Source organism: Bacillus sp. WC2503, from assembly GCF_052682895.1.
The window spans coordinates 2,436,845-2,462,828 of sequence record NZ_JBQYMD010000001.1 but is presented as its reverse complement, the minus strand read 5'-3'; the positions used below and the strand labels follow the sequence as shown (position 1 = coordinate 2,462,828).

The following is a 25,984-nucleotide window of genomic DNA, read 5'->3' as shown; positions in this document are numbered from 1 at the left end:
GGCATTTATATATTTTTTTACTCATAAGAATAGAACTAGCTTAGTATTTACTGGGGGGATTAAGAATGAATAGGGATGAGACCTCATTACATCCTGATACGGGTGTTACGTCTGTCATGTTTGTTGAACGATCATTAAATGAAATTCGTTTTTGGTCTAGAATCATGAAGGAGCATTCTTTTTTTCTTCGATTGGGGTTTAGATGTGAGGATACCCAACTAATCGAAGAAGCTAATCAATTTTATCGATTGTTTGAACATATCGAACAAATAGCGTATTCCTATACAAATGAAACAGATCCTGAGCAAATAAAAAGATTTAATTCAGAAGTACAACAAGCTGCAACTAATATTTGGGGATTTAAAAGAAAAATTTTAGGATTAATTCTCACATGTAAATTGCCAGGGCAAAATAATTTCCCACTGTTAGTTGACCATACAAGTAGGGAAGCTGATTATTTTAGAAAACGTTTAATTGAATTAAATGAAGGTAAATTAGATGCCCTTCCTGATGCTATTATTAAAGAAAATGTTTTCTTTTTAAGGATTATGGCAGACCATGCTAAATTTATTGGTCATCTTCTTGATCCATCGGAAAGAAAGCTTGTAGATACAGCACGGAATTTTAGCAATGATTTTGATGAATTAATGTATCAAGCAATTGACTTAGAATCTATGAAACCACAATCTCAAACAGTTCCTCTTTTAGATCAATTTTTAGATCAAAATCGTGTGTCAGTCACATCTCTTCGGGATTTTAAGAAAACGGCACGTGATTTAATTGAGCAATGTAAAATAAAGAGTATCATTCATCCATTATTAGCAGATCATGTATTTCGTGAAGCGGATAGATTTCTTGAAATCATTGATATGTTTGATGCTCATCTTACCAATATTAAATCACAACCTAGATATTAAAAAATAAGGAAAGATACTATTTTTCCTTAAGCTGAGAAGTTAACAATTTATTGTTAGCTTCTTTTCCTTGTGATTTTTAATATTTCCAAGCAATGTAATGAAGTATAATTAGCATATAAGCTACAAGAACAAGGCAAACAGCTTGTGAAAATAGATAAGTGATTTCCTTCTGCAAAGATGTGTCGCGGTTGTAGAAACAAAAAAGAAATGTCACTATCTGAAAGAACAATGTAGACGATCGGAATTAAAAATGTTGAATAAAATTGACAATGAATATCATTTGCATTTATTATGGAATCGTCCCATGTAATTGGATATGATTTTTGTGAAAAAAAGTCTACTTTTTTATTAATGTAATAGATTTCAATTAAAATGTCACTTTCAAGAACTATCACTAATTTTTTTATGAATTTAAACGTAGGAAAGGGTAAGTAAAAATGAACTGGAAAAAAGGCGGATTATGGATTATTATTTTTTTCATTGTAAAAGGTACGATTTCTACACTTTTACTTGTTACAGGTGCTAAATATTTTAATTTATCATATATGCAACTTTTCGTACTAGTACTGATCTTATTACTGATTTCTCTCATAAGTCGAAAATTGCTTTATAGACATAAACAAAATAAAAAGCAAAAAGAGCTAAATATATAATGAAGCCCCAGAGACCTTTGGATTTCTGGGGTTTTACTTTTGGAAATTCATCCCGCTATTTGCGGGTAGTAAAACTCCCATCATTTACAATCTAGTAATAATTCATATAACCAAGAATACTTGGGCTAACAGATTTTATTAGAGTGCCATCATCTTTTTGTAACCGAATAGATTCATTACCGTTTCAGACTTATGTATGAATTCATAACCTAACAGTAAAAGGGGGATGATTGAAAATATGGCGATTAATGAGGAATCAATTTGTCGACAGTTTGCCAGAATTATCGGTGGACAAGAAGGATTCGCTGGTGGAAAATGTGTAGCAACAATAAATCGGGAGGAAATACGAGCAACAATTTTAGGAAAACATTTTAGAGTAACAACTTCCTTCTCATTTGAATCAAGAGATCATAAAACTGGACGGGCATTATGTCTAGGCCGAGTAGCACTCTTGCAAAAGGAAGTTACTGAATTTGTTGCTACAATTATTAAACAAGGTATAATTGTTTCGTCTATACACAATGAATGGTTATGTGATGATCCGAATTTGATTTACGTTAATATCGAAGACGTTGATGATCCACTAATTTTCGCAAAAAAAGTTAGAAGAGCGTTATGCAAGTAACAAATTTCTTTCGTTAAATGTTTGATTTTATTAATTAGAATTTTTTGGAATAGATTTAAGTGAATGATTTTATAAAAAAGAAGGCGTTCCATATTTGGAATGTCTTTTCTTAATAATTTTGCCGCTAATGTCGGCTGTTACATTATTTTAATTGATTATATGCTGCTTATCTTGCAACAATAAGAACTGGGTGAGGTATGTTAACTTGATGGCGATGAGCTTCGATTGTGGAAAACCTCCAGATTTTTATTAGCTGGTTAGTTGAAGAAGAATTTGTTCCACAACCATTAAGTTATTATAATACAAAAAATCTTCTCCTGTAATCCCTTCAAATCGGTCAATCTCCGCGTCTTTTGAATTCCCTGAAAGTTGCTAAACTTAAGCTAAATAACGATACCCTCTCTAGAGAAATAATTAACATATCCTATGCAAGAAAGTTTAGGTAGCTAATAGCATATGTTTTATTGAAAGGGTGTGTTTGAATTATGGAAAGGCCGAATTGGGGAATTGGAGGATTAGTATTCGTTGGCTGCATGTTTCTTGGTGGAGGAGTGGGATCTATGTTAGGAAGTACTCAAACTGGATTTCTTGGGATGGCTTTAACGAGACTGATTAGAAAGTAATATAACGGGGATTCTTCTTCCGGTAAATAATGAAATATGTATGTTAGTAATGCCATAAGAACTCTATAAATTATAGTTAGAAGCTTCTCTTTTGTATTTGTATTTTCTGATTTTTTCCATACATAGATATGATTCTCAAGTCAGAGGATGGCACCTTAGGGTGTTTTTTTATGCCCTCTAAAAATGTCTTAACATATAATAGCCGAGTTTTACCTTCAGTCGCCCAGCAAGCATAAAAGGAAAAACACCTCATAAAGTGAAAGTTTAATCAGTGGGGTGTTTTCCCTCACTGATTATTAGCCCTCACCAATCGGGCTGTTACGGGCAGCCCGACCCCCACCTAACTTCTTTGTTTTCACTAAATTTTGAGGTGGGAGCGTTACTGCCCGTTACTGCGGGATAAAATAAAAATTCTGCACCATTTAAACTCTGGTAACAATACAAATGATCAAGAATAATTGAGCTAATAGATTTCGTTAGATTCCCATCGTCTTTTTTATAATAGCATAGATTCATTACCGTTTCAGACCTATGTATTCATTCATAACCTAACAGTAAAAGGGGTGATGATGAAAGGTATGGCGATTAATGAGGAATCAATTTGTCAACAGTTTGCAAGAATTATCGGCGGACAAGAAGGATTCGTCGGTGGAAAATGTGTGGCTGCCTGTAGATATCAAATTTTATAAAATGTTATAAGAACATCATAAAAAGAAAGAGGATGAAGCGCTAAAAATTACTGTGGTCATATTAAGCGGGGAGATCTACGGAACTTCTGTAGAATGGAGAAGAAATAGTCAGCAGAAATCACACCGGAGGAATGTATGGAATAGATTTTGACTTTGAAAACAATAGGTAATTCATTTGACAATTAAAATGACCTAATTTAATATATATGTCATAGCATATAAATAGTGAAACAAATACATTCACTGTGAATAATTGACTGGTATGCTATATCCTTTTATATCTTAATTTATAGAGGTGATCCATGAACTTACATGATTTAATAGGCTATCTTGTTCATCGTACTGATGTGAAAATGACTAATTATTTTACTAAGAAATTAAAGCCTTATGGAGTTACACCAGAGCAGTGGGGAATTATTAGTGTTCTTTGTAGCCAAAGGGGCACTACTCAAAAAGAGTTAGCAGAAGCTATTGATAAAGATCAAACTACTGTCGTAAGAATGATACAGTCAATGGAGAGAAAAGGGATTGTAAAGAAGGCTTTGAATGACCAAGATAGGCGTTCACATAACCTTTTTTTAACTGAAAAAGGTGACGAGTTAAAGAAAACCATCTTGCCTGTAGTGAAAGACGCTCACCATTTCGTTACGAGTAATTTGAGCGAGGAAGAGATTAAAGTATTACAATCATTATTAAACAAATTGTATGATACACGCTATTAATACTTGTTCCTTATTAATACTATGCTATTCATAAGGAACAAACTTTGTTTTATGTATTATATATGCTATAGCATGTAATTTTGTTTGTTTAGAGGAATGAGAAGGTAGCTTTATTTTCTATGATACCTCATTCAGGCTCACTTTTTTGCCTAGTACCAGTCAAATTTATGTATTATATATGCTATGGCATGTAATTTCCATCCCTTTAATATTGAAAAGGATAATGTAAATTGAAGCGACTTCCATAGGGTCAATCTCAGGAAATAGGGTATAGGTAGTGACTACTACCTGAACAATACTGAGTTTTTATCAAATAATAAGAAAGGTGTGATTACTATTTTAATTTTCATCAATATTGTAAAAGTTTTGTTGTTTGTGTTCTTTTTAATGACAGGTACGAAAATTATATCTGGGAAAATGGCAGAGGAGTTCAAACGATTTGGTTTACCTTCGTTTTTTAATTTCTTAACTGGAGCTTTTGAGATTGTAGGAGCAATTGGAATGTTGATAGGAATTTGGATTCCAATAGTAGCTTTATTAGCAGGATTATTGTTAGGCGGTACGATGCTTGCAGCTGCATTAACTCTTATTGTATTAGCGAGAGATTCCTTTAAGAAAGCGATACCTGCACTTGTTTTGTTTGTCCTTAGTATAGGAATAAGTTGTTATCATATTTTTTAAACATAACCTGAAGCCGTTAAACTGTTTGCGTTCAAGTTGCTAACATTTTGTAGTTTTTTTACAAATAGGGGGATTCTCAAATTAATGCTTGAATAATAATAGCAATACGAATTTAGACATTACTATCATTCGAATCATAATCAGTAAAAGAATGGGAAGGATTTTTATACAAAGGAATTCCTGATGAATTTTATATTAAAAATAGGAGTGAGTGAAAATGGCGTATTTATTACAAGTTGATTTTCCGTTTGAAGGTCCTTTTGGTGAAGAAATGGAAGAAGCATTTTGGGATTTAGCAAATAGTATTAACGAAGAAGAAGGATTCCACTGGAAAATATGGACTGAGAATGAAGAAACAAAAGAAGCTGGAGGCATTTATGTATTTGAGGAAAAACAAGATGCTGAAAAATACGCTGAAATGCACAAGAACAGACTTGAAGCATTTGGTGTTAAAGATATTAGAGTAAGAATTTTTAACATCAATGAAAAGTTAACGGAACTGAATCGTGGGTATACGAAATAATTCCGACAGTCGGAGCAAGCGTAAAAAGGAGGGGATAATCCCCTTCTTTTTTTGAATTCTTAAATTGATGGTGAGGGGACTTGCACAAATCCCTATATAAATAGGGATTTGTGTATCGGTATATTGTTCCTTGGAAAAGGATGTATGAAGTGTAATATATGAGAGTTCTTACATTTGTGAAATTGACGTGAAAGTACTGTGGGGGAATTTTACTCTCGCTCATCAATATGGTCCAAGATGAAAGGAAAGAAATTAACTTATTTCTTTTTATTTTTATAATAAAATATAATTAGTAAATCAAAAATGATGATAATAATTAGAGGTAATACTTCTATAAGCGCATCAGTTTTCCCATGTTGTAAAGACTTTACAAAGAAATCCCATTCTGTTTCATAGGGAGGTTCTACCCAATTTCGCTGCAGTCCTAACACCATTCCATTTATGAAAAAGATAATACTTAATAGGATTCTTCCAACAAATACGGCAACTACTTTTAAATTCCAATGCTTTATCTTAATTACATACAGAATAGGGAATAGTATAAGAATCCAAAAAACAATAATATAGATTATATTTATCATTCTTTACTCCTAATAAAATGATTGTTTTAATATAGCTCATTCTTCGGATTGAAGATATGTTTCCTTATTACTGGTTAAAAACAAGGGCCGGAATTCCGGCTCTTTTTCTATCCTGCAAAATAAAGTCTTACTTTATCTCTCCGTCTCAAAAAACTCAATCCACTCCCCATCAGGGCCAGCGAAGAATATGTAACGTGTTCCATCTGGTAATGTTTCGATTTCTTCTCCTAGTAAAAATGTTACGCTGTGTTTTTGAATTCTTTCAATTTCATCTTCTAATGAATCCACTTTAAAGCAAATATGATGTACTTTTCCTTCTGCTGGAAGAGAAGAGTTATAACCTTCGATGAGTTCCAGTATCGTTTCCTTCGATTCTTCCACACCTAAAAAGGCGAGTTTTAAATCTGGATTCGGGTGCCCCATACGTTTAATGAGCTGTAAGCCGACTACTTTTTCATAAAAAGTAATAGATGTTTCTAAGTTTGCAACCATAAGTCCAACGTGTTCTATTCTTCTAACTGGCATGTAGATTCCTTCTTTCTGAAAATTTTATATGTAAAATGATATTGAAAATTAAGAAAATAATCAAGATAAAAACCTTACAAATTTTAGCGTGTTATATGGTATAGTGAGAAAGTATGTTTGGGGAGAAGGAAGGAGATTATACAATGAATACACCTACTCAAACTCCTTCATTATCGGAAACGATGAAAGAGTGGCATTATGCATTAGCATATGAAATTAAACATTGGAAAACGATAGGTGGTAGTAAAATTTCTATTATGAACGGTCGTTTTTTATATACAGATTATGAAAATACAGTGTATGTATTTCAGCTTATTTCGGAAGTAAGCTTACCTGAAGGTTCACCAATTCGAATTGAGTTCGATGGTGAGGAAGCGACAGGGGAAGTATTATCTGTACATGGATTAGAAATAGAACTGAAATTAAATGATTATATACAAGGTGAAATAAGAGAAGCGGTTTTATATAGTGAACCGTGGCAATTGTTAGAGCAACTGCAAGAGCGATTGAAAGAGGCACATAAAGATAAGCTAAAACGTAATCGTATAAAGCGTCTTGTTGATGGGACGAGCAGTCCGAAACATATTGAGAAGATGAAAAATCCGAAAAATGAATTGGCGTATCGTTCATTTTACAATCCGACAACGTACGTATGGGGACCGCCTGGAACAGGGAAGTCGTACAATTTATCACGTATTATTTCGGCTCATTACCAAAAAGGAAAATCGGTACTTGTGTTAGCTCATAGTAATGCGGCAGTGGACGTATTAATGAGTGAAGTAACGAAGCAAATTGAAAAGAAAAAGAAATGGACGCCTGGCGAAATTGTTCGTTACGGTTATAGTCAACATGAACATATACGAAATCATGAAACGTTACTTGCGTCGAAGTTAGTTGAAACGACGAACGGATCATGGGGTGAGGAAAGACTCTACTTAGAAGAAACACGCCAAGACCTTCGTGAAAAGATTTTATCGTATAAAGCAACATCTGCTGATAAGAAGCGTATACAAGAAATTGAAAGTGATCTTCGAAAGCAAAAAGCGAAAATTAAAGAAGTAGAAAAAGAATATATTGAAAATGCGAAAGTAATTGGTGCGACTTTATCAAAATGTGCCATTGATTCACTTATTTATGAGCGTACATTTGATTTAGTTGTCGTAGATGAAGTGAGTATGGCGTTCGTTCCGCAAATCGCATTAGCTGCTTCACTCGGAAAACGTATCGTCGTTTGTGGTGACTTTTTACAGTTACCTCCGATTGCGATGGCGAATCATGAACTCGTTCGGAAATGGCTCGGCGAAGATATGTTTTATCATGCCGGCATTGTTGATTCTGTAAATAAATCAGAAGCACATCCCAACCTTTTTATGTTGCAGGAACAAAGACGTATGCATGCGGACATATCGAAGTTTACGAATTCATTTATTTATAAAAATAGAGTATACGATCATCCGTCTGTTTCAGAGCGTAAAGAACTTGCACAGTTACAGCCGTTCGCAAATGAGGCGAGTGTTTTATTTGATACGAGTTTAATGGGAGCATTTTCGTTAAAAGATGCTGCTTCGGGTTCTCGTTTTAATATTATGTCTGGTTTAGTAGCGATGCAAATGATGTTAATCGGACTGCTAGATGGTGTGCAATCGATCGGTGTGGTTACGCCTTACAGGGCGCAGTCACGCTTTTTATCAACGTGTATCAGGGAAATGTTGCAGAGAACGAAATATCAAAACATACCAGTATTAGCGGCGACAGTTCATAAGTTTCAAGGTTCTGAAAGAGATATGATGATCTTTGATACTGTTGATAGTTATCCACAAGAACGACCTGGTGTGTTATTCTTTGACCATAAAAACCATCGCCTCGTCAATGTAGCAGTAACGAGAGCGAGAGGGAAGTTCATTCAATTATCGGATTGCCATTATATGCGTAAAAATCTTTCGAGAAAACAAGCCTTATCACAATTAACAGCTCATATAGAACGTCACGGGGATGTGTATGATCGCACGACATCCAGACAATTATGGGAGCGGAAAATATCGAAACGATTACGCTGGTTTATGGAAATGAATCTGGAGGAAACGAAAGGGCTATTAAAAGATATTTTAGCTGCAAAACGAAAAATCATTATTTCACTTCCAAGTACGAAGCAAGTAGATAAACGAGTATGGCAAGCGTTAATGCGTACAAATGCACAAATAACGGTTTATAGTGATGGACCAGTTCCGTTAAAAAACGTAAAGTTACAAAGACAAAATAAAGCATTCCCATTTGTATTAATCGATGATGAAATCTTTTGGGCAGGGGCACCACTCACATCTCAAATGATGTTTGAAGGTAGTACGGAATTTCCGTACATATGTGCAAGACTACAAGCACCTGAGACAATTGGTGTATTAAAAGGATTTTTAGATATTCGGTAAATTCGGATAGGAATTCCTTGACTTTTGCTTGGGATGAACTTAGAATGAAAATAATTTAATACAATTTTATGAAAATTCTTATCACGAGAGGTTGAGGGACTGGCCCTATGACACCTCGGCAGCGGATTCTTTACGAATACTGTGCCAATTCCAGCAAGGTAACTTGAAAGATAAGAAAGAAGCTCATTTTGACTGTATATACAGAAGCCTCTTTCTATCCTTTAGAAAGAGGCTTTTTTACGTGAAAATAAAAGGAGGAAGAAAAATGGGAGCGACAAGAGTAACGTCACAAAGAAAAACAATTGAAGAGAGCATAGAAAGAAATAAGGAAAAGTACATAAAAACAAGTCATGATATTCATGCGAATCCAGAGATTGGTAATCAAGAATTTTATGCATCAAGAACGTTAAGTTTATTACTAGGTAGTGCTGGTTTTCAGCTGCAGCATAATATAGCTGGGCATGAAACAGGTTTTATCGCACGAAAAAGTTCAGGAAAACAAGGACCAGTTATCGCATTTTTAGCGGAATATGATGCTTTACCAGGACTCGGTCATGCGTGTGGTCACAATTTAATTGGCACAATTAGCGTTGCAGCAGCAATCGCATTATCAGAAACGCTTGAAGAAATCGGCGGAGAAGTTGTCGTGTTTGGAACACCAGCAGAAGAGGGCGGGCCTAATGGTAGCGCAAAGTCGAGTTATGTAAAAGCTGGGTTATTTAAAAACATTGATGCGGCGCTTATGATTCATCCGAGCGGAAAGACAGCGACGACGAACCCTTCACTAGCAGTCGATCCACTTGATTTTCATTTTTACGGAAAAACAGCTCATGCCGCAGCTTCACCTGAAGAAGGGATTAACGCATTAGATGCGGTGATTCAGCTTTACAACAGTATTAATGCACTTCGCCAACAACTTCCCTTAGACGTGAAAATTCATGGCGTCATTACAGAAGGCGGAAAAGCACCTAATATTATTCCTGACTATGCCGCAGCAAGGTTCTTCATCCGTGCAGCTACGCGAAAAAGATGTGCGGAAGTAACAGAAAAAGTAAGAAATATAGCACAAGGAGCAGCGTTAGCAACAGGTGCAAAAGTAAAAATTCATCAATTCCAAAATGAAATTGATGAACTACTCGTAACAAAAACATATAACGACATCGTAGCGGAAGAACTAGAACTACTAGGTGAAGAAGTAAATCGTAAAGAAAGAATCGGCATCGGCTCAACCGACGCCGGAAACGTCAGCCAAGTCGTACCGACCATTCACCCGTACATTAAAATAGGTCCAGATGACTTAATTGCGCATACGAATGAATTTAGAGAAGCAGCCCGTTCAGAATTAGGAGACAAAGCGCTAATTACATCTGCAAAAGCATTAGCAAATACGGCGTATCGATTAATTACGGAAGAAGGGTTGTTAGAGAAGGTGAAGGAAGAGTTTAGAGAGGCGCAGAGGAATCAGGGATAAGGGGATTAAGGTGCTCTTTTCGAATAACAATCTAATTAATAAGTAGAGATATCAAAAAAGAACATTGAAATATCAATGTTCTTTTTTGTTTACTAATCATTGATTTTGTTGGTTTTTCTCATAAAGGAAAAACTTTTACTGTTAGCAGGAGATAATACGTATCCCTTTATCAGAACGACAATTTCTCCTCAAACTCACTCTTTAAAACAATTAAAGGAGATGATAATCCGAATTGCATTAACGAGTCTAAAAATGTAGCGAGAGAATCCATCGAATCGCTCATGACCTTCATCATATAATTAAATTCCCCGCTAATTCGGTATAAATCTGTTACTTCAGGAGCGGCATTACAATATTGGATAAAATCAGAGCATTGGCTCGTTTTAAACATGATGAATGCTTGAATGTTTTTATTAATTTTGGAAGGCTCAAATTTTGTTCGGTAAGCTGCGATAACTCCTTGATCTTCAAGTTTATTCATACGTTCCTTTACAGCAGGCTGCGTCATGGATATAATCCGTCCTATTTCTGAAACAGAAATTCTTGCATTTTCATACAACAAGTTCATAATTTTATGGTCGATTTCATCCAATTTTACTGCGTTTTGCATTGTGTAGCCTCCTTATTATATTTTTTAAGTGAATCACAAATTATAACTATAATATCATAAGTGAACGAACTAAATTACCTATAAATCTATATTTAAAATGATTGGTGTTTGCATGAAAATATAAGTATAGGTTTTTATCAAACGGAAATTTAGGAAGGATGGAAAAAATGAAGAATCTTGATGGGAAAGTAGCGTTAGTAACAGGAGCGAGTCGCGGCATTGGCCGTGCCATTGCAATGAGATTGGCGAAAGATGGTGCATTAGTTGCGATTCACTACGGCCGAAATAAAACAGCTGCAGATGAAACGATTAGTGAGATTGAATCCAATGGAGGAAAAGCGTTCATAATTGAAGCTGAGCTCAATTCAATGGATGGTGTCAAAAAGCTAGTAGAACAATTAAAAAATGAATTACAAATAAGAGTTGGTACATCAGAGATTGATATTTTAGTAAACAATGCAGGGATAGGTACACAAGGAACGATTGAAAATACGACAGAAGAAGTTTTTGATGAAATTATGGCCGTAAATATTAAGGCGCCATTCTTTTTAATTCAGCAAACATTACCGTTACTACGAGCAGAGGGGCGCGTTATTAACATTTCATCAGCTGAAGTAAGACTTGGTTTTACAGGATCCATTGCATACGGTTTAAGTAAAGGTGCACTAAATACGATGACACTTCCTCTAGCTAAACAACTTGGAGAAAGAGGTATAACAGTGAATACAATTATGCCTGGATATACGAAGACTGATATGAATGTGAAATTGCTAGATAATCCGGAAATACGAAATTTTGCTACGAATTCATCTGTGTTTGGACGAATAGGGCAAGTTGAAGATATTGCAGATGCAGTAGCATTCCTTGCTTCTTCTGATAGCCGCTGGGTAACGGGGCAGATTATAGATGTTTCTGGAGGGTTTTGTTTATAGGGGCACTACTCCATACCCATCAAGCTAATCAAGTAAATTACTAGATATGAAACGATCCTTGTTTCAGTCTGAACAAGTTATCAAAGGAACAGTAGAGTCTATTTGTGGCGCTTAGTGCGCTCTTTTTTCGCATTATTTTTGTACCAATCATTACAATTATGAATAAGGAGTGTTTTTATGCCATCGATTATTTATTAGCTTTAGCAATCTTTTGTATGACTACATCAGAATTTATGGTTGCAGGTATGATGAATGAACTTGCTCTTGCATTCCAGGTTTCTGTATCATCTATTGGTATTTAATTTCAGCTTATGCAGGAGCAATGGTAATAGGAGGCCCCATTTTAACTGCAATCCTCTTACGGATGCGCAGCAAACAAGCATTATTGTTTTTAATGTTCGTATTTTTAATTGGTCAATCGCTCGGAGCTATTGCTTGGAACTATAATATTATGATGATTTCACGTATTATAACTGGTATTGCTTCAGCTTTTGGAGTTGCGATTTCCTTTTCTGCAACATTGGTTCACTCTGATTCAAGGGGAAAAGCTGCATCAATTGTACTTGCAGGTTTAATGTTCTCAACTGTATTAGGTTTACCTATAACAACCGTTATTTCGCAATATTTTGGCTGGCGTATTAGTTTTGGGGCAGTTTCGGTTCTTGTGCTAGTATCAGGGATTATGATTCAACGGTTGTTACCATCATCTTCAAATAAAGAGCAATTAAATTGGAAAGACGAACTTCTGCAATTTAAGAATATTCATCTTTGGGCAGCGTACGTAACAAGTATGTTCATTATTGGTGGTACGTTTGCAGCATTTAGTTATTTCACTCCGATCTTTACAAATGTCACAGGCTTTTCAAGTGCAAGTACGCCATCCTTTCCTATGATTCTACAGAAAGAATAGCGTATTTTTTCATTTTAAGGAAATTTAGTTTTACTAGCTTGGTAGTATCACACATCCATCAACTTAAAGGACTATTTTTGAACTTGATTTTTATGAAATATGCACCCGAAAATTTATAGTAATAATTCTAATGTTACCTCTCTAGTTAGTAGGATATTTTTTCTTAATATATGCATACTAAACATATTATAAAAAGTACATAGAAAGTGAGAGAATCATGGCTAAATTTTTGAGGCGTTTAAAATATAGAGATAATCCTAAGTCATTTCCAATACGAGACAATACTCATTTTCAGGAAAAAAATATTGAAGACGCCCTCTTAGACGCTGATTTAACCAAAAAACATAGCTAATATTCAGAATATATTTCGTCAAGCGCCTGATTTAGTAATTCGGCGGTTTCAAATAACAGTAGATGGATTAGAAGCAGTTTTAGTATATTTGTCTGGATTAACAGATAAAGAATTGATTCAGAATCATGTTCTAAGTCCTTTGATGAATAGTGATTTTAATACCAATATAGAACTTCCAATTCCATTAGGACAAATTAAGATTATTAATACATTGAGTCAGATTGAAAATGCTATTTTTGGGGGAGATAGTGTTTTATTAATTCACAGTCGAACAACAGCACATCAATTGGATACAAAAGGATGGCCACAAAGAAGTGTTGAAGACGCACATAACGAAATAGCTCTAAAAGGTGCACATCAAGCATTCATAGAAACTGGAAGTCAAAATATCGCAATGATTCGAAGATATATTCCCCATCGTGAATTAGCGATAAAAGAAATAGTAATTGGTGTACGGAGCAAAACCCAAATTTCTATTTTATATTTGAAAGATGTAGCTTCTGAAGATGTGCTGAAGGAATTAGAAACACGAATTCAAAATATTACAATCGATGCTGTGACTAGTAATGGCGAACTTATAGAATTCATTGAAGATCACCCTTACTCGCCGTTTCCGCAATTTATATTAACTGAAAGACCTGATTTGGCTGTATCTCACATTTTACAGGGCAGATTTGTAACTGTAATGGATCATTCACCTAATGTATTAATTACTCCAACAAATTTTATTTCCTTTTTTCAAGGAGTTGATGATTACGGTACAAGGTGGTTAGTTGCTTCGTCTATTCGGTTGCTTCGTTTTATCGCCTTTATGGTTGCTTTATTTCTGCCGGCGAGTTATGTTGCGTTTATTTCCTTTAATTTTGAAGTTATTCCTGTAGAGCTATATTTATCTATTGCTGAATCAAGAACGCGCGTACCCTTTTCTCCAGTTATGGAAGCATTACTTATGGAAATAACATTGGAAACGATGAGAGAAGGGGCTTTGCGGATACCTACTCCGATTGGTCAGACAGTTGGAATTGTAGGTGGTATTGTCATTGGTCAGGCGGCTGTTCAGGCAGGAATTGTAAGCAATATTATGATTATTGTTGTCGCTGTTACCGCTATCTCTTCTTTTGTTATTCCTAACTATGATATGGGAGCGTCAGTAAGACTTTTACGTTTTCCAATGATGCTAGCAGCTGCCTTATTTGGAATTGTAGGACTTGTTATCGGGTGGATGACTTTAATTGGGCATCTAAGTAGTCTTAAATCGCTAGGCACTTCTTATGGAACACCATTAGCACCCTTTCGTTTTGCAGATATGAAAGATGTTTTTATACGCTTTCCTTTATGGACAATAAGAAGGCGTCCTAAGGGGAATGGAACCAATCAAACTATTCGACAAGGAAAGAATCGTAATAAAAGGTGAAATTATGAAAAAGTATGCCTATAATGAAATCACTCTTATGCAGTATATTATTTTAATTAATGGAGTGCAGGTGGGCACTGGCGTTCTATCGCTTCCACGTGTGCTTGCAGAAAAGGCTGGAACAGATGGATGGATAGCTATATTGATTGGTTGGATTTTCTCCACAATATCAGGTGTGTTTATAGTGAAAACAGCTGCAAGATATCCTGAGGATACGATTTATGATATTCTTATACGATTGTTTGGAAAAATAGTAGGGAAAGCATTCGTTGTTATTTACATGATGTACTTCGCTTTTTATTCTTGTATCGTTCTTATAAACGCTATGCTTTACCTTGGAGTGAACCCTGGGAATGAGACGATAAAAAACACCTCTCTAAATCGTAAGTATCAGTTATGATTTTAATGGAGGTGTTTTTCGTATGGGGAAAAAGGTGCATTATCCCGCCGAAATAAAGTGGAAAGTAGTTGAAATGAAACACCAAGGATTCAAAAATAAAGAAATTATGGATGCCTTAGGAATTAGACATGTGGCTCAAATTAAAACTTGGATGAAATGGTATCGTGAAGGCGAAACCTATCGGTTTGAACAATCTATTGGAAGACAATCTGCACATGGAAAAGGCTTAAAAAGGTTAACAGAACTTGAACAAAAAGAATTAGAAATACGTTATTTAAAGGCAAAGATTATATTGCTGGAAAAGTGCCAAGAAATCTTAAGGAGGTGGGAGGAAAAGAAGAAATAATGAAAATGATAAAGGAATGGCAATCAATTTTTACAATTGCAGAACTGTGTTCCATATTTAATATTTCACGTGCTACTTATTATCGTTGGAAAAAGCAGGAGAAAACAGTAACTAACTATGAAGAAAAAACCGTAATAGAAATATGTCAACATCATAAATATCGGTATGGATATCGTCGGGTTACAGCTTGTCTACGTGATCAATTTAACATCGTAATGAATCATAAAAAAGTATTACGTATCATGAGAAAATACAACGTATTATCTCGGGTTAGAAAAAAGAAAAAGATATTTGTACTCGGTCATGAACCAGTGGTAGCTAAAAATAGAATACAACGGAGATTTAAAGCTACCAAGCCTAATGAAAAATGGTTCACTGATATCACATATTTGATGTTCGGCAATAAGACTCTTTATTTTTCATCTATTATAGATGGGTTTAACAATGAAATTGTAAGTTATAAAATAGCTGAGACACAGGATGTTTCTCTTGTATTAGATACTCTAAAAGAGGCTTTAAAAAAGCGAAATGTGATTGATACGATTTTACATTCGGATCAAGGAAAGGTGTATACATCAAAACAATTTCAAACATATGCCAAAGAAAAAGGCATTATCACAAGCATGTCTCGTACAGGAAACTGCCATGATAATGCCCTCATAGAATCCTTTCATTCTCATTTGAAATCCGAAGGATTCTATGCGCAAAATATAAAACAATCGAATAATGCTAGTATAATACAAACTGTGGATGAATACATCCACTACTATAATAATGAACGGATTCAGAGAAAATTAGATAATATGTCACCTATAGCTTATAGGAAACATGTTATCTAGGTGTTTTTTCTTTGTCTCACCAAATGGGGCCAGACCAACCTTAAGGGATGGCTTCTCCCGAAAACACCTGACTATATAGTTATCTTGTTATTTTCGATTCCTACCTATTTTGTTGCACGTAACGGTCCTAGCATTCTAGGGCGATACTCAGAACTTTTCTTTTATATGGCGCTTTGGATTCCGATATTTTTTTTGATCCCTCTTAAAGAGAATGGAAGTTGGATGCCCTTCTTTCCGCTCTTAAAAGAAGGATGGAAACCGATATTAACGGCTGTACCAAGCACTGTTTTTGCTTATTTAGGGTTTAATATTGCTTTCTTTTTATATCCGTTTTTACAAAAAAAACAGTATGCAGTCCATGGAATGATTATAGCAAACACCTTAACGATGTTATTTTATTTATTTGCTACTATTGTTTGCTTTGCCTATTTTAGCCCTGATAGCATTACGCAATATAATCAACCGGTAATAAATTTACTGAAAGTAATTGAATTTCGTTTTTTAGAACGTTTTGACATGATTTTATTGGCTGTTTACTTAACCATTGTTTCAACATCATGGATTCCTGCCCTATACTGTTCTGTATTTTGTTCAAGCCAATTACTTAGAAAACAAGATCACAGCTCTCATGTAGTTGTTCTCTTATTACTTATTATCGGATTCACATTTTGGACTCATCCTAGTTGGAATGAAGCCGAAATTTGGCAACAGGTATTATCAAATGCTGGATTAGGATTAACATATATATCACCTATTATTTTGTGGCTATATTGCTGTCTATACGAGAAGTTTCGCCAGGGGAGGATACATTGAAAAGAAAAGTACTATGTTGTATTTTGTTATTGGTGTTCATGATGACTGGATGCTTCGATCAAAGAAATGTTGAAGATGTTTCTCTTACTCTTATTCTTGGTCTCGATTTAGATCGTAATGATAATTTATTAGTGTATATATCAAGCCCTGTTTTCAATAAAGAAGCAAAAATAAAAGAAGAAACAACTGGTGTGAAATCTGCTACGGTCCGAAAAGCTAGAGACCAATTTGATGCTACGGTTATGGCGCTTACTGCGGGAAGTAAAACACAGGTTATTTTAGTTGGAAAAAGGTTACTGAAACAAAAAAACTGGGAAAATTACCTCGATCCATTTTACCGTGATCCAAAAAATACAGTTACTGCAAGGGTTCTCGCTGTAGATGGACCTGTTTCGGACGTTATCTTCTATAGCCCAAAGGATAAGCCACGACTTCCTATATATTTAACAAAACTAGTTGATACCGCTTTTTTAAGAAATATCACAGTAAAAACAACTCTTCAAGAACTATATGAGCAAAGAGCAGACAAAGGGCTAACAGCAAATATTACTGAAGTGAAAAAAAAGAATAAAATATGGGTGACAGGTACAGCTTTATTGGATGAAAAAGGAAAATATAAATTAACGCTAAAACCTGATGAAAACAAACTCTTACGCATTTTGCAACAAGGAACTACAGGGGAGTTTTCATTTACAGTTCCAATTAAGCTAAATTCGGATAGTCAAGATAAAGATTTGATAAGTTTTACTGCCTACGGAATTAAAGTAAAGACAAAGACAAGATATGATGAGCATTTTATATTTAATATAGATGTAAAGATGAGAATTGGTATTACAGAACGACTTTTTTCCTTTAATACAAGAAAGGACGCAGAAAAATTACAAAAGGCAATTGAAACCAAGCTTGAAGCTGATTTCAAGCAATTAATACAAAAAATACAAACCGCCAAAATTGATCCTATTGGGCTTGGAGAATATGCAAGAACTTACACATATCCAGAATGGAAAAAAGTCCAAAATAAATGGAATAATGAATTAGCAAAGGGTGATGTAAACGTCAAGGTTAACATTAAAATTGCCGGAATGGGTACGATTAAGTAACATGAATTCAACTGTGATTCGTACTAAGATTGCAAGTACTGTCTACTTTAGAAGGAGAAATGTCTTTAAGAGGAGTACCGTCACATCGCTATGAACCTTAAATTTTATAGTACCCCCAGAACGAAATTTTGTGTTAACTTGTAACAAAAACGATCTTTTTTTCGTCTTAGGGGTATTTGCATTTCTTAGCTTGATGGTGATGTGACGGTACCCCAATCGTAATTTATATGAAAAGAACTCCTCAACAGATGAAAGAGTTCTTTTTTATTTTCACATTCATTTTTCATCTTTCATTGATTAATAGACATTCCAACAAATACCTCTAAAAAGAACATAAATTCGTAAATGATCAGAACAAACTTTCAAAAGATCCTTACGCAATCTATTACCATGCGTACTACTCAATAGGAAAAAATGCCTGCCACTCCCTGAGAAATGTCGAATCTGCAAAATTCATTCAACATTTCCAGGATGATGACAATAGATTATTTTTATAATTCTATTTTCTGGTCACCACGTTTCTCTAGGTTTTTAGCAGTTTTACTTTGGGCAACATCTTTTTGGTCTTTAAAGGTTCCCATGAGAAAATCATAGGCTGGATTCGTAACACCATACCAGTAATTTTCATTTTTGAAGTGATGCCATAAATGAACTTTTTTCATCCATCGCCCCCATGGTGATATTGGTTGAATGGGGCGATGCGCGATATAATGCTTCCACTCATAAAATAATAAAAAGAGCATAATACCTGCAATAAATGCGTTTGTCATGACAAAGCTGGATGAAAGAAAATAAAAAATCGTTCCTGAAATTGCAATGTTTGGCACACTATACCATAAGGGTAAAAATAATAAATGTAATTCATTCGGATTTGTATGATGGTCATAATGTAGGCGCTTAAGCGTTTTTAATAAAAATGCATTCTTTGGTGGCTTTAGATGAAAAATAAATCTGTGAGTAGCGTACTCAGCTAAGGAATACATAATCATTCCCAAAATAAAAGCACCCCAAATTCCGATAGAGGTTAAATGTAAAATCATAAATCCAAAGCTAGTGAGGAAAAGACAGCTCATAATCAAAATATCAGGATAGGAAAAATATTCTTTAAAATATTTTAGTTTCATTTATCACGCCTCCAGCTTTCTTTATTTTTTTCTATCTTTCCAAAGAGCCAAGCTTTTCTCCAATGTTGTCTTACACAATCTTTCTGCTTCAATCGCATCTCCCTTTAATGCAGCTTTTAATAAGTCGTGATAATAGTTGAAGGATAACTCACGATGATCTTTTACAGAAAAATACCTTTTTGCCATATCTACATAAATGGAATCAAAGCTATTTAAAATGAGTAGAAAGATTGGATTGGCAGCAAGCCCAGCACACCTTTTTTGCAAATCCCAATCAAATGCTGCATAGCTTTCTGCACTATCTTCAAGTTGCTCAAGATTAGCAAGGAGAGCAACCACTTTAGGTTGATTAAACGTAACAGCATTACGAATATAAGTCGGAGTCAACGAACTTCTAAATTCTAATAAATACATAATGAATTCATCTGTAATGGTATGATGATTCTCAACAATATTAATAAGTGTCGTTAGATTACCATTGCTCCAATAATCATTAATAATCGATGGCATTCCTTTTCTTCCTGTTATCCAGCCACTTCTTCCTAAACGTTGAAGCGCCTCACGAATAGTTGGGCGACCAACACCAAATTCTTTCGCAAGCTCTCTTTCCGGCGGTAAAGTGCTTCCTATAGAATAAACACCGGCCAATATGGATTTAATTAATTCGTTCACAATTTTATCTGAGGTGCGTTCCTTTTCTTTCAAGTCATCGTCTCCTTTATTTAATGGTAATACATGTTCAAGACATTGGTAATACCAAAATTATATATTGAATTTGAATTTTCTGTCAATGATAAAGGAGTGAATTTTTATAATTAGGATTGTCGAACTTTCTATATATTTCTATGAAAAGAATAGTTTATTTTCATTGCTTTCGCACTCAACTTCTTTAATTTTAAGAAAATTTATTTATCAATCCGCTATTTTAGAACAAGGAAAAAACCATCACTATAGAACCAGGAGAAGATCCATTTTATTTATGATTAATGACAATGACAAGATAGAGAATTATGAACTGGAAGCAATATAAAGGGGATGAAAATGATTGTTCCTGCAAAAGGAAAGGACAATGCCTATCAAGTTGTAATTATTGAGGATGTTTTAAATAAAGCTGAATTAGAAAAGATTATACTTTCCATGCTAAATCAAAAAATAGGGTTCTTAAGATAAGTATCTTAAGAACCCTATTTTTTGAAAAGAACTTCTAAATTGGACTGAGGAAATTTAGGATTCCTAAAATAACTAAGATCTAATTAACCATAGAAATATAAAATTCCCATTTTGGGCGTACTTCAGAATATTAGCTTGATAGCGATGGGGGAGCACCCCATCACCATCAAGCTAATATTTTCATATCCCCCTAATTAAAATTTTCTTTCTCTACAGATAGCTATTCTGAGAAGCCGCTCATTTTTTTATTTTGGGGGCATTTCTTTTTCTTAAGTTGATGGGTATGTATTGTAACCTCTATTAGACGATAGTGAATTAACAATTTCGGGGTTCAGTTCAACTTTATTCAAAATAAGATTTTTTTGCAGTAAAATCAATGTTAGTGGAAATTTTTTATCAAATTTTTTTCTAAATTAACATAAATACTTGCAATGTTTAAATTAGTACTATATAGTTCTAGTTATGACAAAGGTAAAATTAATGAATCAAAAACGTGTGATTGAAGTAGCTGCAACATTATTTTTAGAAAAAGGGTTTGCTTATACAAGTATGGATGAATTAGTACGTGTAAGCAAAGTTTCAAAGTCTAATGTGTATTATCACTTTTCTAATAAGGAAGTATTATTAGAAGGGGTCGTTGATTATTGGATTGAAATGTATCAATCTGCAATTGATGACGTACTTTCTCAGAACCAATTTTTAGTTGAAGATCGTATCCAACTGTTTTTAAAGCAATTATCACAAGGAGTTCAATCGAGAGAGTATAAGGGGAGCTGTCCATTTATTACTCTTTATATTCAAAGTCCTAAACAGGCCACGCAAATAAAAGAAAAAATAGGTCTTTTTTTTACAGGATTACAAAAGAAAGTTTCTCTATTACTTAAACAAGGGGTAGAGAATGGAGAATTCAGAAATACGATTCATATTGATGAGGTTGCATCACTGTTTATTACAAATCTTGAAGGAGCGTTATTTATTTCAGAAACATTGAAAGATGCAACTGTAATCACGAAAACAGCAGATCATTTTTTAAAATTGCTTCGATAAAAGAAGCATTTTTTTTACATCAAATTAGTACTGAGTAGTACTAAAAAGGGGGATTTTATATGAGAACAGTATTTTTAACTGGTGGAACAGGCTTTATTGGAAAGCAATTAGTAAAAGAATTAGCCAAAGAGGATGTTAAAATTCTTCTTTTAGTAAGGTCGAAAAGTAAAGCAATACGCATTTTTCAAGAAAGAGGCATCTTAAAAAAGGCAGTTATGCACTTTATTGAAGGTGATTTGACGAAAATAGATTTAGGTCTAAGTGCTGAAGATAAGGAGAGGGTATTGAAAACGGATGTGATTATTCACGCAGGAGGCCCCATGGATATTCAAGCGACAAGTAAAGAGGCAGCTTCCGTATTTTTAAATGGCGCCAAACATATTAGTGAATTAGCTAAAAGTATTCATCAATTGAAGGGCTTGCAACAATTTATTCATGTTGTAGGTTATATGAGCCCCTTTGATGATAAAAATAGCAAGATTGCAATTGATGTGTTTAAAGAAGGAAACAATTATTTGAAAATAAAAAATCCATATGAGAGAACAAAATTTTTAGCAGATCTTTATATCCGTCACCAGGCATCAGCAGTAGGTTATCCGCTTTCTGTAATTAATCCGCCAACTGTAGTCGGTAGTAGTAAAACAGGGAGTACAGAGCAGATAGCAGGATTAGGTTTGCTTGTGATGAGCATGCGAAGAGGGCTCATGCCAGTGATTCCTGGGGATAAGGGATATAGGTTACCACTTATTTCAAACGATGAGCTTGCGAAGTTTATTGTGCAGGTTTTCAGATTGGAACAACCGACTATTCAAACATATACACTTGTTGAAGACAAACAGCACGATCAGAACATTGCTGAATTATTAAGTATTATGTCGGAAAGTATGAATATGAGGGCACCAAAAATCTCTGTCCCAATGCCACTTATGAAAGCAATTATGAATAGTGGAGTAAGTAAAATAACAAAAATTCCTTCTGATGGACTGAATTTTATTACAAAACGAAAATTTTCAAATGTTTCAGCGAAAAAAATTATGGGAGGAGATTGGTTTAAGAAGAAGAGTGTAATGAAATTTTTCCCTGCCGTAGTAGCTGATCTGGATTATCGAATGATGTATCAAAATGGCCAGCATAATCATTTATTTAAACGAACATTATGCGATAACAATACCCTTTACCAATTACAAGGAGAGGGTAAACCGTTTATTTTATTACATGGTTTATTGAGTGATGGAGAGGATTTATTTCCTTTAGCACATGAGCTTCATGAAAAAACTGGTCAACCTGTATGGATCTTGGATCTTCCAGGTTTGGGACGTTCTCCTTTTAAACAAGAGAAAAATCTTCTAGGTATCTATTTGAATGTAGTGAAAAAGTTATTGGAGAAAGCTACTAATGGTGCACATCTAATTGGCCATTCATTCGGTGCGTTTATTCTTCTGGAAGCATTGGTACAAAAGTACATAGATAAGAAGTATTCAATCACTTTACTTCAGCCACCTGTTGCTAAAAAAAATGCTACATCGCTAAATGTTCCCCAATTTATGAACAAATGGACATTAAAATTGGCAACTACTAATTTGATAGGGCGTTATTTATTAAGTAATGGTTTGTTTGAAAGTATGGAGAGCATCCCTGAACATTATATCGAAAAAATAAGTAACAGTTTTACTTCTCCTAGAATTTTAAATACTACGGTTCAGCTTAATAGTTTACTACTGAAAAACAATCAAGGTGATTTCAGTGAAGTAACAAAGTATAATCTTCACATTATTTGGGGGGATTATGACAGAGGCTATTCTGCTCCATCGCATCTTGGTAAGGTTGATTTTGTTCCATATGGCCATCATTTTCCTCTTAGCCATCCGAGTGAAACGGCAACATTAGTAATAAAAAATAGTAATACTAGCAGATGAGAGTGTGGGATAAATAAAAAGTGTGTAGTAAGATCGTTGTGTCTTTGAAATAAAATTGTACTGTTTAGGGCCCCACCCCATCACCATCAGACTAAGAAACGCAAATACCTCAAAACGAAAAAATGAGCATTTTGTTACAAGATAGTACAAAATTTCGTTCTGGGGGTGCTATAAAATTTTAGCTTGATGGCGATGTGGTGCTACCCCATGCCCATCAACTTAAGAATTTAGAACTCCCCAAAAAATTATGAGTTTTTTGTTACAAGTTATCACAAAGTTTCGTTTTTGGGGTAGTTTTATTTTCTTGGCTTGATTGCGATGAGCGGTACCCCATAAAGGCCCCTGATACATAATTGATGTTCTGCCATTTGTAGAAAACAATCCACTTATACCATTTTAACAAGAAGAAATATCTCGTCCATGTTGTAATATTGGCTTACGTTAAGCTTGTGAAAAAATCATATTCATGTATAATACAATTGATGTATGATACATTAGTTGTAGGAGGGTGACCTTTTTGAAAAGAGAAGATGCCTTAAAACTAAGGACAGATATTAAGAAAATGATTATAATAACTGGGGTTTTTGAATCTCAAAATTTGCCCAATGGACCATTTGAAAAACCTTTACCAACTTCTCAAATGATGGCGTTAGAGGAACTAGAGGTGGAAAAACTAACTGTTTGGCAACTATCCAATAAACTTAGATTAGAGACTTCAACTGTAAGTAGATTGGTAGATAAGTTAGTAAAAAAGGGGCTTATTTATCGTGAAGTAAATGAAAAAAATAGAAGAGAACTTTTTCTGCACCTCACAGAAAAAGGTCACATAACTGTTAATTGCTTAAGAGAGCAATCCATTACATTTTATCAAAGTATTCTCAATAATTTATCAGAATCAGAACAAAAAATAGTTGTGGATGGTTTTGAATTATTTATTGATTCTATTTCTAAGCCTTTTGATTAGAGTGAGGTAAGTCATAACATTTGGAGGATAAAATGAGTTTGCATTTTGAACGTCCTATTATTGAATTAAAAGAGAAATTTGATGAATTAAAGAAAATTATGAAAGAAAATAATGTAGATTTATCGTCAGAAATTCATGAATTAGAAAAACGTTTAAATAAAATGCAAGATAAAATTTATTCTAATATTACACCTTTTCAACGAGTTCAAATTGCAAGGCTACGTAACCGACCCACGACATTGGACTATATACCTTTATTGTTTACAAACTTTCTCGAACTTCATGGTGATCGATTATATGGTGATGATAAAGCAATGATGGGTGGTATTGCAAAATTTAAAGGAATGCCCGTTACGGTTATTGGTCATCAAAGAGGTAGAAATACAAAAGAAAGTATAGAAAGAAATTTTGGAATGGCACATCCAGAAGGTTATAGAAAAGCGCTAAGACTTATGAAACAAGCTGATAAATTTAATCGCCCTATTATTACATTTATTGATACAATAGGCGCCTATCCAGGGATAGGGTCTGAAGAACGTGGAATTTCTGAAGCGATAGCTCGAAATCTATTTGAAATGACTACACTTAAAGTGCCGATTGTTTGTATTGTAATTGGAGAGGCATCAAGTGGTGGAGCTCTTGGCATTAGTGTCGGTAACCATATCCATATGTTAGAGTATTCATGGTACTCGGTAATTTCGCCAGAAGGAGCAGCATCTATCCTATGGAAGGACGCTAAGTATGCTCCAGAAGCTGCTGAACATATGAAAATTTCAGCAAAAGATTTAAAACATTTAGGAATTATTGATGAAATCATTCCTGAAATTAAAGGTGGAGCACAAAATGATATAAAATCACAGGCAAAAATGATTGAATCTGTAATCGAATCATCTCTAAAAAAATTGATACTATTATCCTCGGAAGAGCTTATACAACAGCGGTATGAAAAGTATAGACAAATAGAGAATTATAAATGAAAATATTTAAAGTCCGTATTACATTTCGGAGGATTCTCGCAAAAAAATTTCGAATATTTTGTAAGTAACCTCTTAAACTGGGATATGCTGATACTATTACTCTACAAAAGATGTGTGATCGGTATGGAAAAGGAAAATTTGTTCAAATGGAAGCATTATCACATACCCATCAACTTAAGAAATTGATTGTTCCCCAAAACGAAAAAATGAGCTGAATTCTCATAAATAACTGTAAAAAGGTGGAAATTTCGTTATGGGGGGTATCTCAAAAGCTTAGGTTGATGGCAATGTGGTACCGCCAACAAGACACGAATTTTGCATGCTAAGCAAAAAAACAATAAGCTGTCCACATGGACAGCTTATTTACATAATTCTCGTTATTGGAAGTAGAATAGGGGTCCTAAAATAATGTATAAGAGATAAAGCCCAAGAAGAACGGCAGTAATTACACGTGATGTTGCCATCAATTTTTGGTTCTCGTATAACTTATTCAAGAAAAAGAAGAAGAGGACTATCCAAATTCCTTTTGAAAAAAACGTATACAGCATATTAAATGTAACATCAAAAAATTGTATGAAATTCATTGAGATTCTCCTTCCGTCTTTCCTTATTATACCATTAGCGAGGAGTAATACAT

Annotated in this window: 23 protein-coding genes, 6 pseudogenes and 1 riboswitch; of the genes and pseudogenes, 23 read left to right on the top strand and 6 right to left on the bottom strand. The window is 34.4% G+C overall.

The window, feature by feature from the left end:
• The first annotated feature begins 65 nt into the window (after positions 1 to 65).
• The 9 genes and pseudogenes from ACUN26_RS12615 to ACUN26_RS12575 all read left to right on the top strand — a co-directional run bounded on the left by ACUN26_RS12615 (position 66) and on the right by ACUN26_RS12575 (position 5,433).
• On the top strand, positions 66 to 917 hold the full coding sequence (locus ACUN26_RS12615; RefSeq protein ID WP_001078035.1) for a DUF2935 domain-containing protein: 852 nt from the start codon (positions 66 to 68) through the stop codon (positions 915 to 917).
• 108 nt (positions 918 to 1,025) lie between these two features.
• Positions 1,026 to 1,145, top strand: a pseudogene (locus tag ACUN26_RS12610) (RNA-guided endonuclease TnpB family protein); the annotation flags it as partial.
• A gap of 209 nt (positions 1,146 to 1,354) precedes the next feature.
• Positions 1,355 to 1,570 (top strand): hypothetical protein, encoded by a 216-nt coding sequence (locus ACUN26_RS12605; protein WP_001104095.1) that lies wholly within the window; start codon positions 1,355 to 1,357, stop codon positions 1,568 to 1,570.
• A gap of 238 nt (positions 1,571 to 1,808) precedes the next feature.
• On the top strand, positions 1,809 to 2,195 hold the full coding sequence (locus ACUN26_RS12600; RefSeq protein ID WP_000996667.1) for a DUF1259 domain-containing protein: 387 nt from the start codon (positions 1,809 to 1,811) through the stop codon (positions 2,193 to 2,195).
• Between the two features lie 485 nt (positions 2,196 to 2,680).
• Complete coding sequence (locus ACUN26_RS12595; protein WP_000441012.1) at positions 2,681 to 2,818, top strand: hypothetical protein; 138 nt, start codon at positions 2,681 to 2,683, stop codon at positions 2,816 to 2,818.
• Positions 2,819 to 3,357: 539 nt separating this feature from the next.
• Positions 3,358 to 3,483, top strand: a pseudogene (locus tag ACUN26_RS12590) (DUF1259 domain-containing protein); the annotation flags it as partial.
• A gap of 326 nt (positions 3,484 to 3,809) precedes the next feature.
• Complete coding sequence (locus ACUN26_RS12585) at positions 3,810 to 4,229, top strand: MarR family winged helix-turn-helix transcriptional regulator (protein WP_001048561.1); 420 nt, start codon at positions 3,810 to 3,812, stop codon at positions 4,227 to 4,229.
• Positions 4,230 to 4,559: 330 nt separating this feature from the next.
• A complete protein-coding gene (locus ACUN26_RS12580) occupies positions 4,560 to 4,910 on the top strand; it encodes a DoxX family protein (protein WP_044810070.1) in 351 nt (116 codons plus the stop codon).
• A gap of 217 nt (positions 4,911 to 5,127) precedes the next feature.
• A complete protein-coding gene (locus tag ACUN26_RS12575; protein WP_000323746.1) occupies positions 5,128 to 5,433 on the top strand; it encodes a monooxygenase in 306 nt (101 codons plus the stop codon).
• Positions 5,434 to 5,690: 257 nt separating this feature from the next.
• Here ACUN26_RS12575 and ACUN26_RS12570 read toward each other — a convergent pair whose 3' ends face one another.
• Both ACUN26_RS12570 and ACUN26_RS12565 read right to left on the bottom strand, forming a co-directional pair.
• Positions 5,691 to 6,014 carry a hypothetical protein gene (locus ACUN26_RS12570; RefSeq protein WP_000608196.1) on the bottom strand — a complete coding sequence of 108 codons (324 nt, stop codon included), beginning with the start codon at positions 6,012 to 6,014 and terminating at the stop codon, positions 5,691 to 5,693.
• A 132-nt stretch (positions 6,015 to 6,146) separates the two neighbouring features.
• A complete protein-coding gene (locus ACUN26_RS12565; RefSeq protein ID WP_001145292.1) occupies positions 6,147 to 6,539 on the bottom strand; it encodes a VOC family protein in 393 nt (130 codons plus the stop codon).
• A gap of 113 nt (positions 6,540 to 6,652) precedes the next feature.
• Between ACUN26_RS12565 and ACUN26_RS12560 the strand changes: the two genes are divergently transcribed.
• Both ACUN26_RS12560 and ACUN26_RS12555 read left to right on the top strand, forming a co-directional pair.
• Positions 6,653 to 8,962, top strand: coding sequence for an AAA domain-containing protein (locus ACUN26_RS12560; protein ID WP_002039201.1), 2,310 nt, complete (start codon positions 6,653 to 6,655; stop codon positions 8,960 to 8,962).
• 75 nt (positions 8,963 to 9,037) lie between these two features.
• Positions 9,038 to 9,139: riboswitch (SAM riboswitch) on the top strand.
• Positions 9,140 to 9,227: 88 nt separating this feature from the next.
• Positions 9,228 to 10,433, top strand: coding sequence for a M20 family metallopeptidase (locus tag ACUN26_RS12555; protein WP_000501421.1), 1,206 nt, complete (start codon positions 9,228 to 9,230; stop codon positions 10,431 to 10,433).
• 169 nt (positions 10,434 to 10,602) lie between these two features.
• Here the strand turns inward: ACUN26_RS12555 and ACUN26_RS12550 are convergent, their stop codons facing one another.
• On the bottom strand, positions 10,603 to 11,043 hold the full coding sequence (locus ACUN26_RS12550) for an Lrp/AsnC family transcriptional regulator (RefSeq protein WP_001178574.1): 441 nt from the start codon (positions 11,041 to 11,043) through the stop codon (positions 10,603 to 10,605).
• A gap of 167 nt (positions 11,044 to 11,210) precedes the next feature.
• On the opposite strand from ACUN26_RS12550, the gene ACUN26_RS12545 reads away from it, so the two are divergent.
• The 7 genes and pseudogenes from ACUN26_RS12545 to ACUN26_RS12515 all read left to right on the top strand — a co-directional run bounded on the left by ACUN26_RS12545 (position 11,211) and on the right by ACUN26_RS12515 (position 18,149).
• Entirely contained in the window at positions 11,211 to 11,975 is a 765-nt protein-coding gene (locus ACUN26_RS12545) for an SDR family oxidoreductase (RefSeq protein WP_000792646.1), read from the top strand.
• Positions 11,976 to 12,133: 158 nt separating this feature from the next.
• A pseudogene (locus ACUN26_RS12540) lies at positions 12,134 to 12,855 on the top strand (MFS transporter); the annotation flags it as partial.
• A 247-nt stretch (positions 12,856 to 13,102) separates the two neighbouring features.
• Positions 13,103 to 14,651: pseudogene (locus ACUN26_RS12535) on the top strand (spore germination protein).
• Between the two features lie 4 nt (positions 14,652 to 14,655).
• Positions 14,656 to 14,988, top strand: a pseudogene (locus ACUN26_RS12530) (GerAB/ArcD/ProY family transporter); the annotation flags it as partial.
• 85 nt (positions 14,989 to 15,073) lie between these two features.
• Positions 15,074 to 16,236 (top strand): IS3 family transposase gene (locus ACUN26_RS12525; RefSeq protein WP_087962473.1). Its coding sequence is split into 2 segments (ribosomal slippage): positions 15,074 to 15,341 and positions 15,341 to 16,236, totalling 1,164 coding nucleotides; the frame shifts between segments, so codons are not numbered across the junction.
• Positions 16,237 to 16,275: 39 nt separating this feature from the next.
• Positions 16,276 to 17,049, top strand: a pseudogene (locus tag ACUN26_RS12520) (GerAB/ArcD/ProY family transporter); the annotation flags it as partial.
• Positions 17,046 to 18,149 (top strand): Ger(x)C family spore germination protein, encoded by a 1,104-nt coding sequence (locus ACUN26_RS12515; protein ID WP_000824421.1) that lies wholly within the window; start codon positions 17,046 to 17,048, stop codon positions 18,147 to 18,149. The pseudogene ACUN26_RS12520 and the gene ACUN26_RS12515, both read left to right, overlap by 4 nt.
• A 491-nt stretch (positions 18,150 to 18,640) precedes the next feature.
• Here the strand turns inward: ACUN26_RS12515 and ACUN26_RS12510 are convergent, their stop codons facing one another.
• Together ACUN26_RS12510 and ACUN26_RS12505 are read right to left on the bottom strand one after the other, a co-directional pair.
• On the bottom strand, positions 18,641 to 19,273 hold the full coding sequence (locus ACUN26_RS12510; protein ID WP_000770120.1) for a sterol desaturase family protein: 633 nt from the start codon (positions 19,271 to 19,273) through the stop codon (positions 18,641 to 18,643).
• 21 nt (positions 19,274 to 19,294) lie between these two features.
• Entirely contained in the window at positions 19,295 to 19,978 is a 684-nt protein-coding gene (locus tag ACUN26_RS12505; RefSeq protein ID WP_000659655.1) for a GntR family transcriptional regulator, read from the bottom strand.
• A 330-nt stretch (positions 19,979 to 20,308) separates the two neighbouring features.
• On the opposite strand from ACUN26_RS12505, the gene ACUN26_RS12500 reads away from it, so the two are divergent.
• From ACUN26_RS12500 to ACUN26_RS12480, 5 genes are all read left to right on the top strand, one after another.
• The gene (locus ACUN26_RS12500; RefSeq protein ID WP_002040428.1) at positions 20,309 to 20,443 is read left to right on the top strand and encodes a hypothetical protein; all 135 of its coding nucleotides are present in this window, start codon (positions 20,309 to 20,311) and stop codon (positions 20,441 to 20,443) included.
• A 480-nt stretch (positions 20,444 to 20,923) separates the two neighbouring features.
• Complete coding sequence (locus ACUN26_RS12495; protein WP_001072318.1) at positions 20,924 to 21,490, top strand: TetR/AcrR family transcriptional regulator; 567 nt, start codon at positions 20,924 to 20,926, stop codon at positions 21,488 to 21,490.
• A gap of 59 nt (positions 21,491 to 21,549) precedes the next feature.
• Positions 21,550 to 23,406, top strand: a complete 1,857-nt coding sequence (locus ACUN26_RS12490) for an alpha/beta fold hydrolase (RefSeq protein WP_001261128.1) — start codon at positions 21,550 to 21,552, stop codon at positions 23,404 to 23,406.
• Between the two features lie 517 nt (positions 23,407 to 23,923).
• Complete coding sequence (locus ACUN26_RS12485) at positions 23,924 to 24,370, top strand: MarR family winged helix-turn-helix transcriptional regulator (RefSeq protein WP_000817662.1); 447 nt, start codon at positions 23,924 to 23,926, stop codon at positions 24,368 to 24,370.
• 32 nt (positions 24,371 to 24,402) lie between these two features.
• The gene (locus ACUN26_RS12480; RefSeq protein WP_000052091.1) at positions 24,403 to 25,347 is read left to right on the top strand and encodes an acetyl-CoA carboxylase carboxyltransferase subunit alpha; all 945 of its coding nucleotides are present in this window, start codon (positions 24,403 to 24,405) and stop codon (positions 25,345 to 25,347) included.
• A gap of 377 nt (positions 25,348 to 25,724) precedes the next feature.
• Here the strand turns inward: ACUN26_RS12480 and ACUN26_RS12475 are convergent, their stop codons facing one another.
• Positions 25,725 to 25,931, bottom strand: a complete 207-nt coding sequence (locus ACUN26_RS12475) for a hypothetical protein (protein WP_001009379.1) — start codon at positions 25,929 to 25,931, stop codon at positions 25,725 to 25,727.
• Positions 25,932 to 25,984: the final 53 nt, after the last annotated feature.

What these genes read in the sequence shown, in the direction of transcription:
- ACUN26_RS12615 (WP_001078035.1), top strand. Translation starts at nt 66, where the DNA reads ATGAATAGGGATGAGACCTCATTACATCCTGATACGGGTGTTACGTCT.
- ACUN26_RS12605 (WP_001104095.1), top strand. Translation starts at nt 1,355, where the DNA reads ATGAACTGGAAAAAAGGCGGATTATGGATTATTATTTTTTTCATTGTA.
- ACUN26_RS12600 (WP_000996667.1), top strand. Translation starts at nt 1,809, where the DNA reads ATGGCGATTAATGAGGAATCAATTTGTCGACAGTTTGCCAGAATTATC.
- ACUN26_RS12595 (WP_000441012.1), top strand. Translation starts at nt 2,681, where the DNA reads ATGGAAAGGCCGAATTGGGGAATTGGAGGATTAGTATTCGTTGGCTGC.
- ACUN26_RS12585 (WP_001048561.1), top strand. Translation starts at nt 3,810, where the DNA reads ATGAACTTACATGATTTAATAGGCTATCTTGTTCATCGTACTGATGTG.
- ACUN26_RS12575 (WP_000323746.1), top strand. Translation starts at nt 5,128, where the DNA reads ATGGCGTATTTATTACAAGTTGATTTTCCGTTTGAAGGTCCTTTTGGT.
- ACUN26_RS12570 (WP_000608196.1), bottom strand. Translation starts at nt 6,014, where the DNA reads ATGATAAATATAATCTATATTATTGTTTTTTGGATTCTTATACTATTC.
- ACUN26_RS12565 (WP_001145292.1), bottom strand. Translation starts at nt 6,539, where the DNA reads ATGCCAGTTAGAAGAATAGAACACGTTGGACTTATGGTTGCAAACTTA.
- ACUN26_RS12560 (WP_002039201.1), top strand. Translation starts at nt 6,653, where the DNA reads ATGTTTGGGGAGAAGGAAGGAGATTATACAATGAATACACCTACTCAA.
- ACUN26_RS12555 (WP_000501421.1), top strand. Translation starts at nt 9,228, where the DNA reads ATGGGAGCGACAAGAGTAACGTCACAAAGAAAAACAATTGAAGAGAGC.
- ACUN26_RS12550 (WP_001178574.1), bottom strand. Translation starts at nt 11,043, where the DNA reads ATGCAAAACGCAGTAAAATTGGATGAAATCGACCATAAAATTATGAAC.
- ACUN26_RS12545 (WP_000792646.1), top strand. Translation starts at nt 11,211, where the DNA reads ATGAAGAATCTTGATGGGAAAGTAGCGTTAGTAACAGGAGCGAGTCGC.
- ACUN26_RS12510 (WP_000770120.1), bottom strand. Translation starts at nt 19,273, where the DNA reads ATGAAACTAAAATATTTTAAAGAATATTTTTCCTATCCTGATATTTTG.
- ACUN26_RS12500 (WP_002040428.1), top strand. Translation starts at nt 20,309, where the DNA reads ATGAAAATGATTGTTCCTGCAAAAGGAAAGGACAATGCCTATCAAGTT.
- ACUN26_RS12495 (WP_001072318.1), top strand. Translation starts at nt 20,924, where the DNA reads ATGAATCAAAAACGTGTGATTGAAGTAGCTGCAACATTATTTTTAGAA.
- ACUN26_RS12490 (WP_001261128.1), top strand. Translation starts at nt 21,550, where the DNA reads ATGAGAACAGTATTTTTAACTGGTGGAACAGGCTTTATTGGAAAGCAA.
- ACUN26_RS12480 (WP_000052091.1), top strand. Translation starts at nt 24,403, where the DNA reads ATGAGTTTGCATTTTGAACGTCCTATTATTGAATTAAAAGAGAAATTT.
- ACUN26_RS12475 (WP_001009379.1), bottom strand. Translation starts at nt 25,931, where the DNA reads ATGAATTTCATACAATTTTTTGATGTTACATTTAATATGCTGTATACG.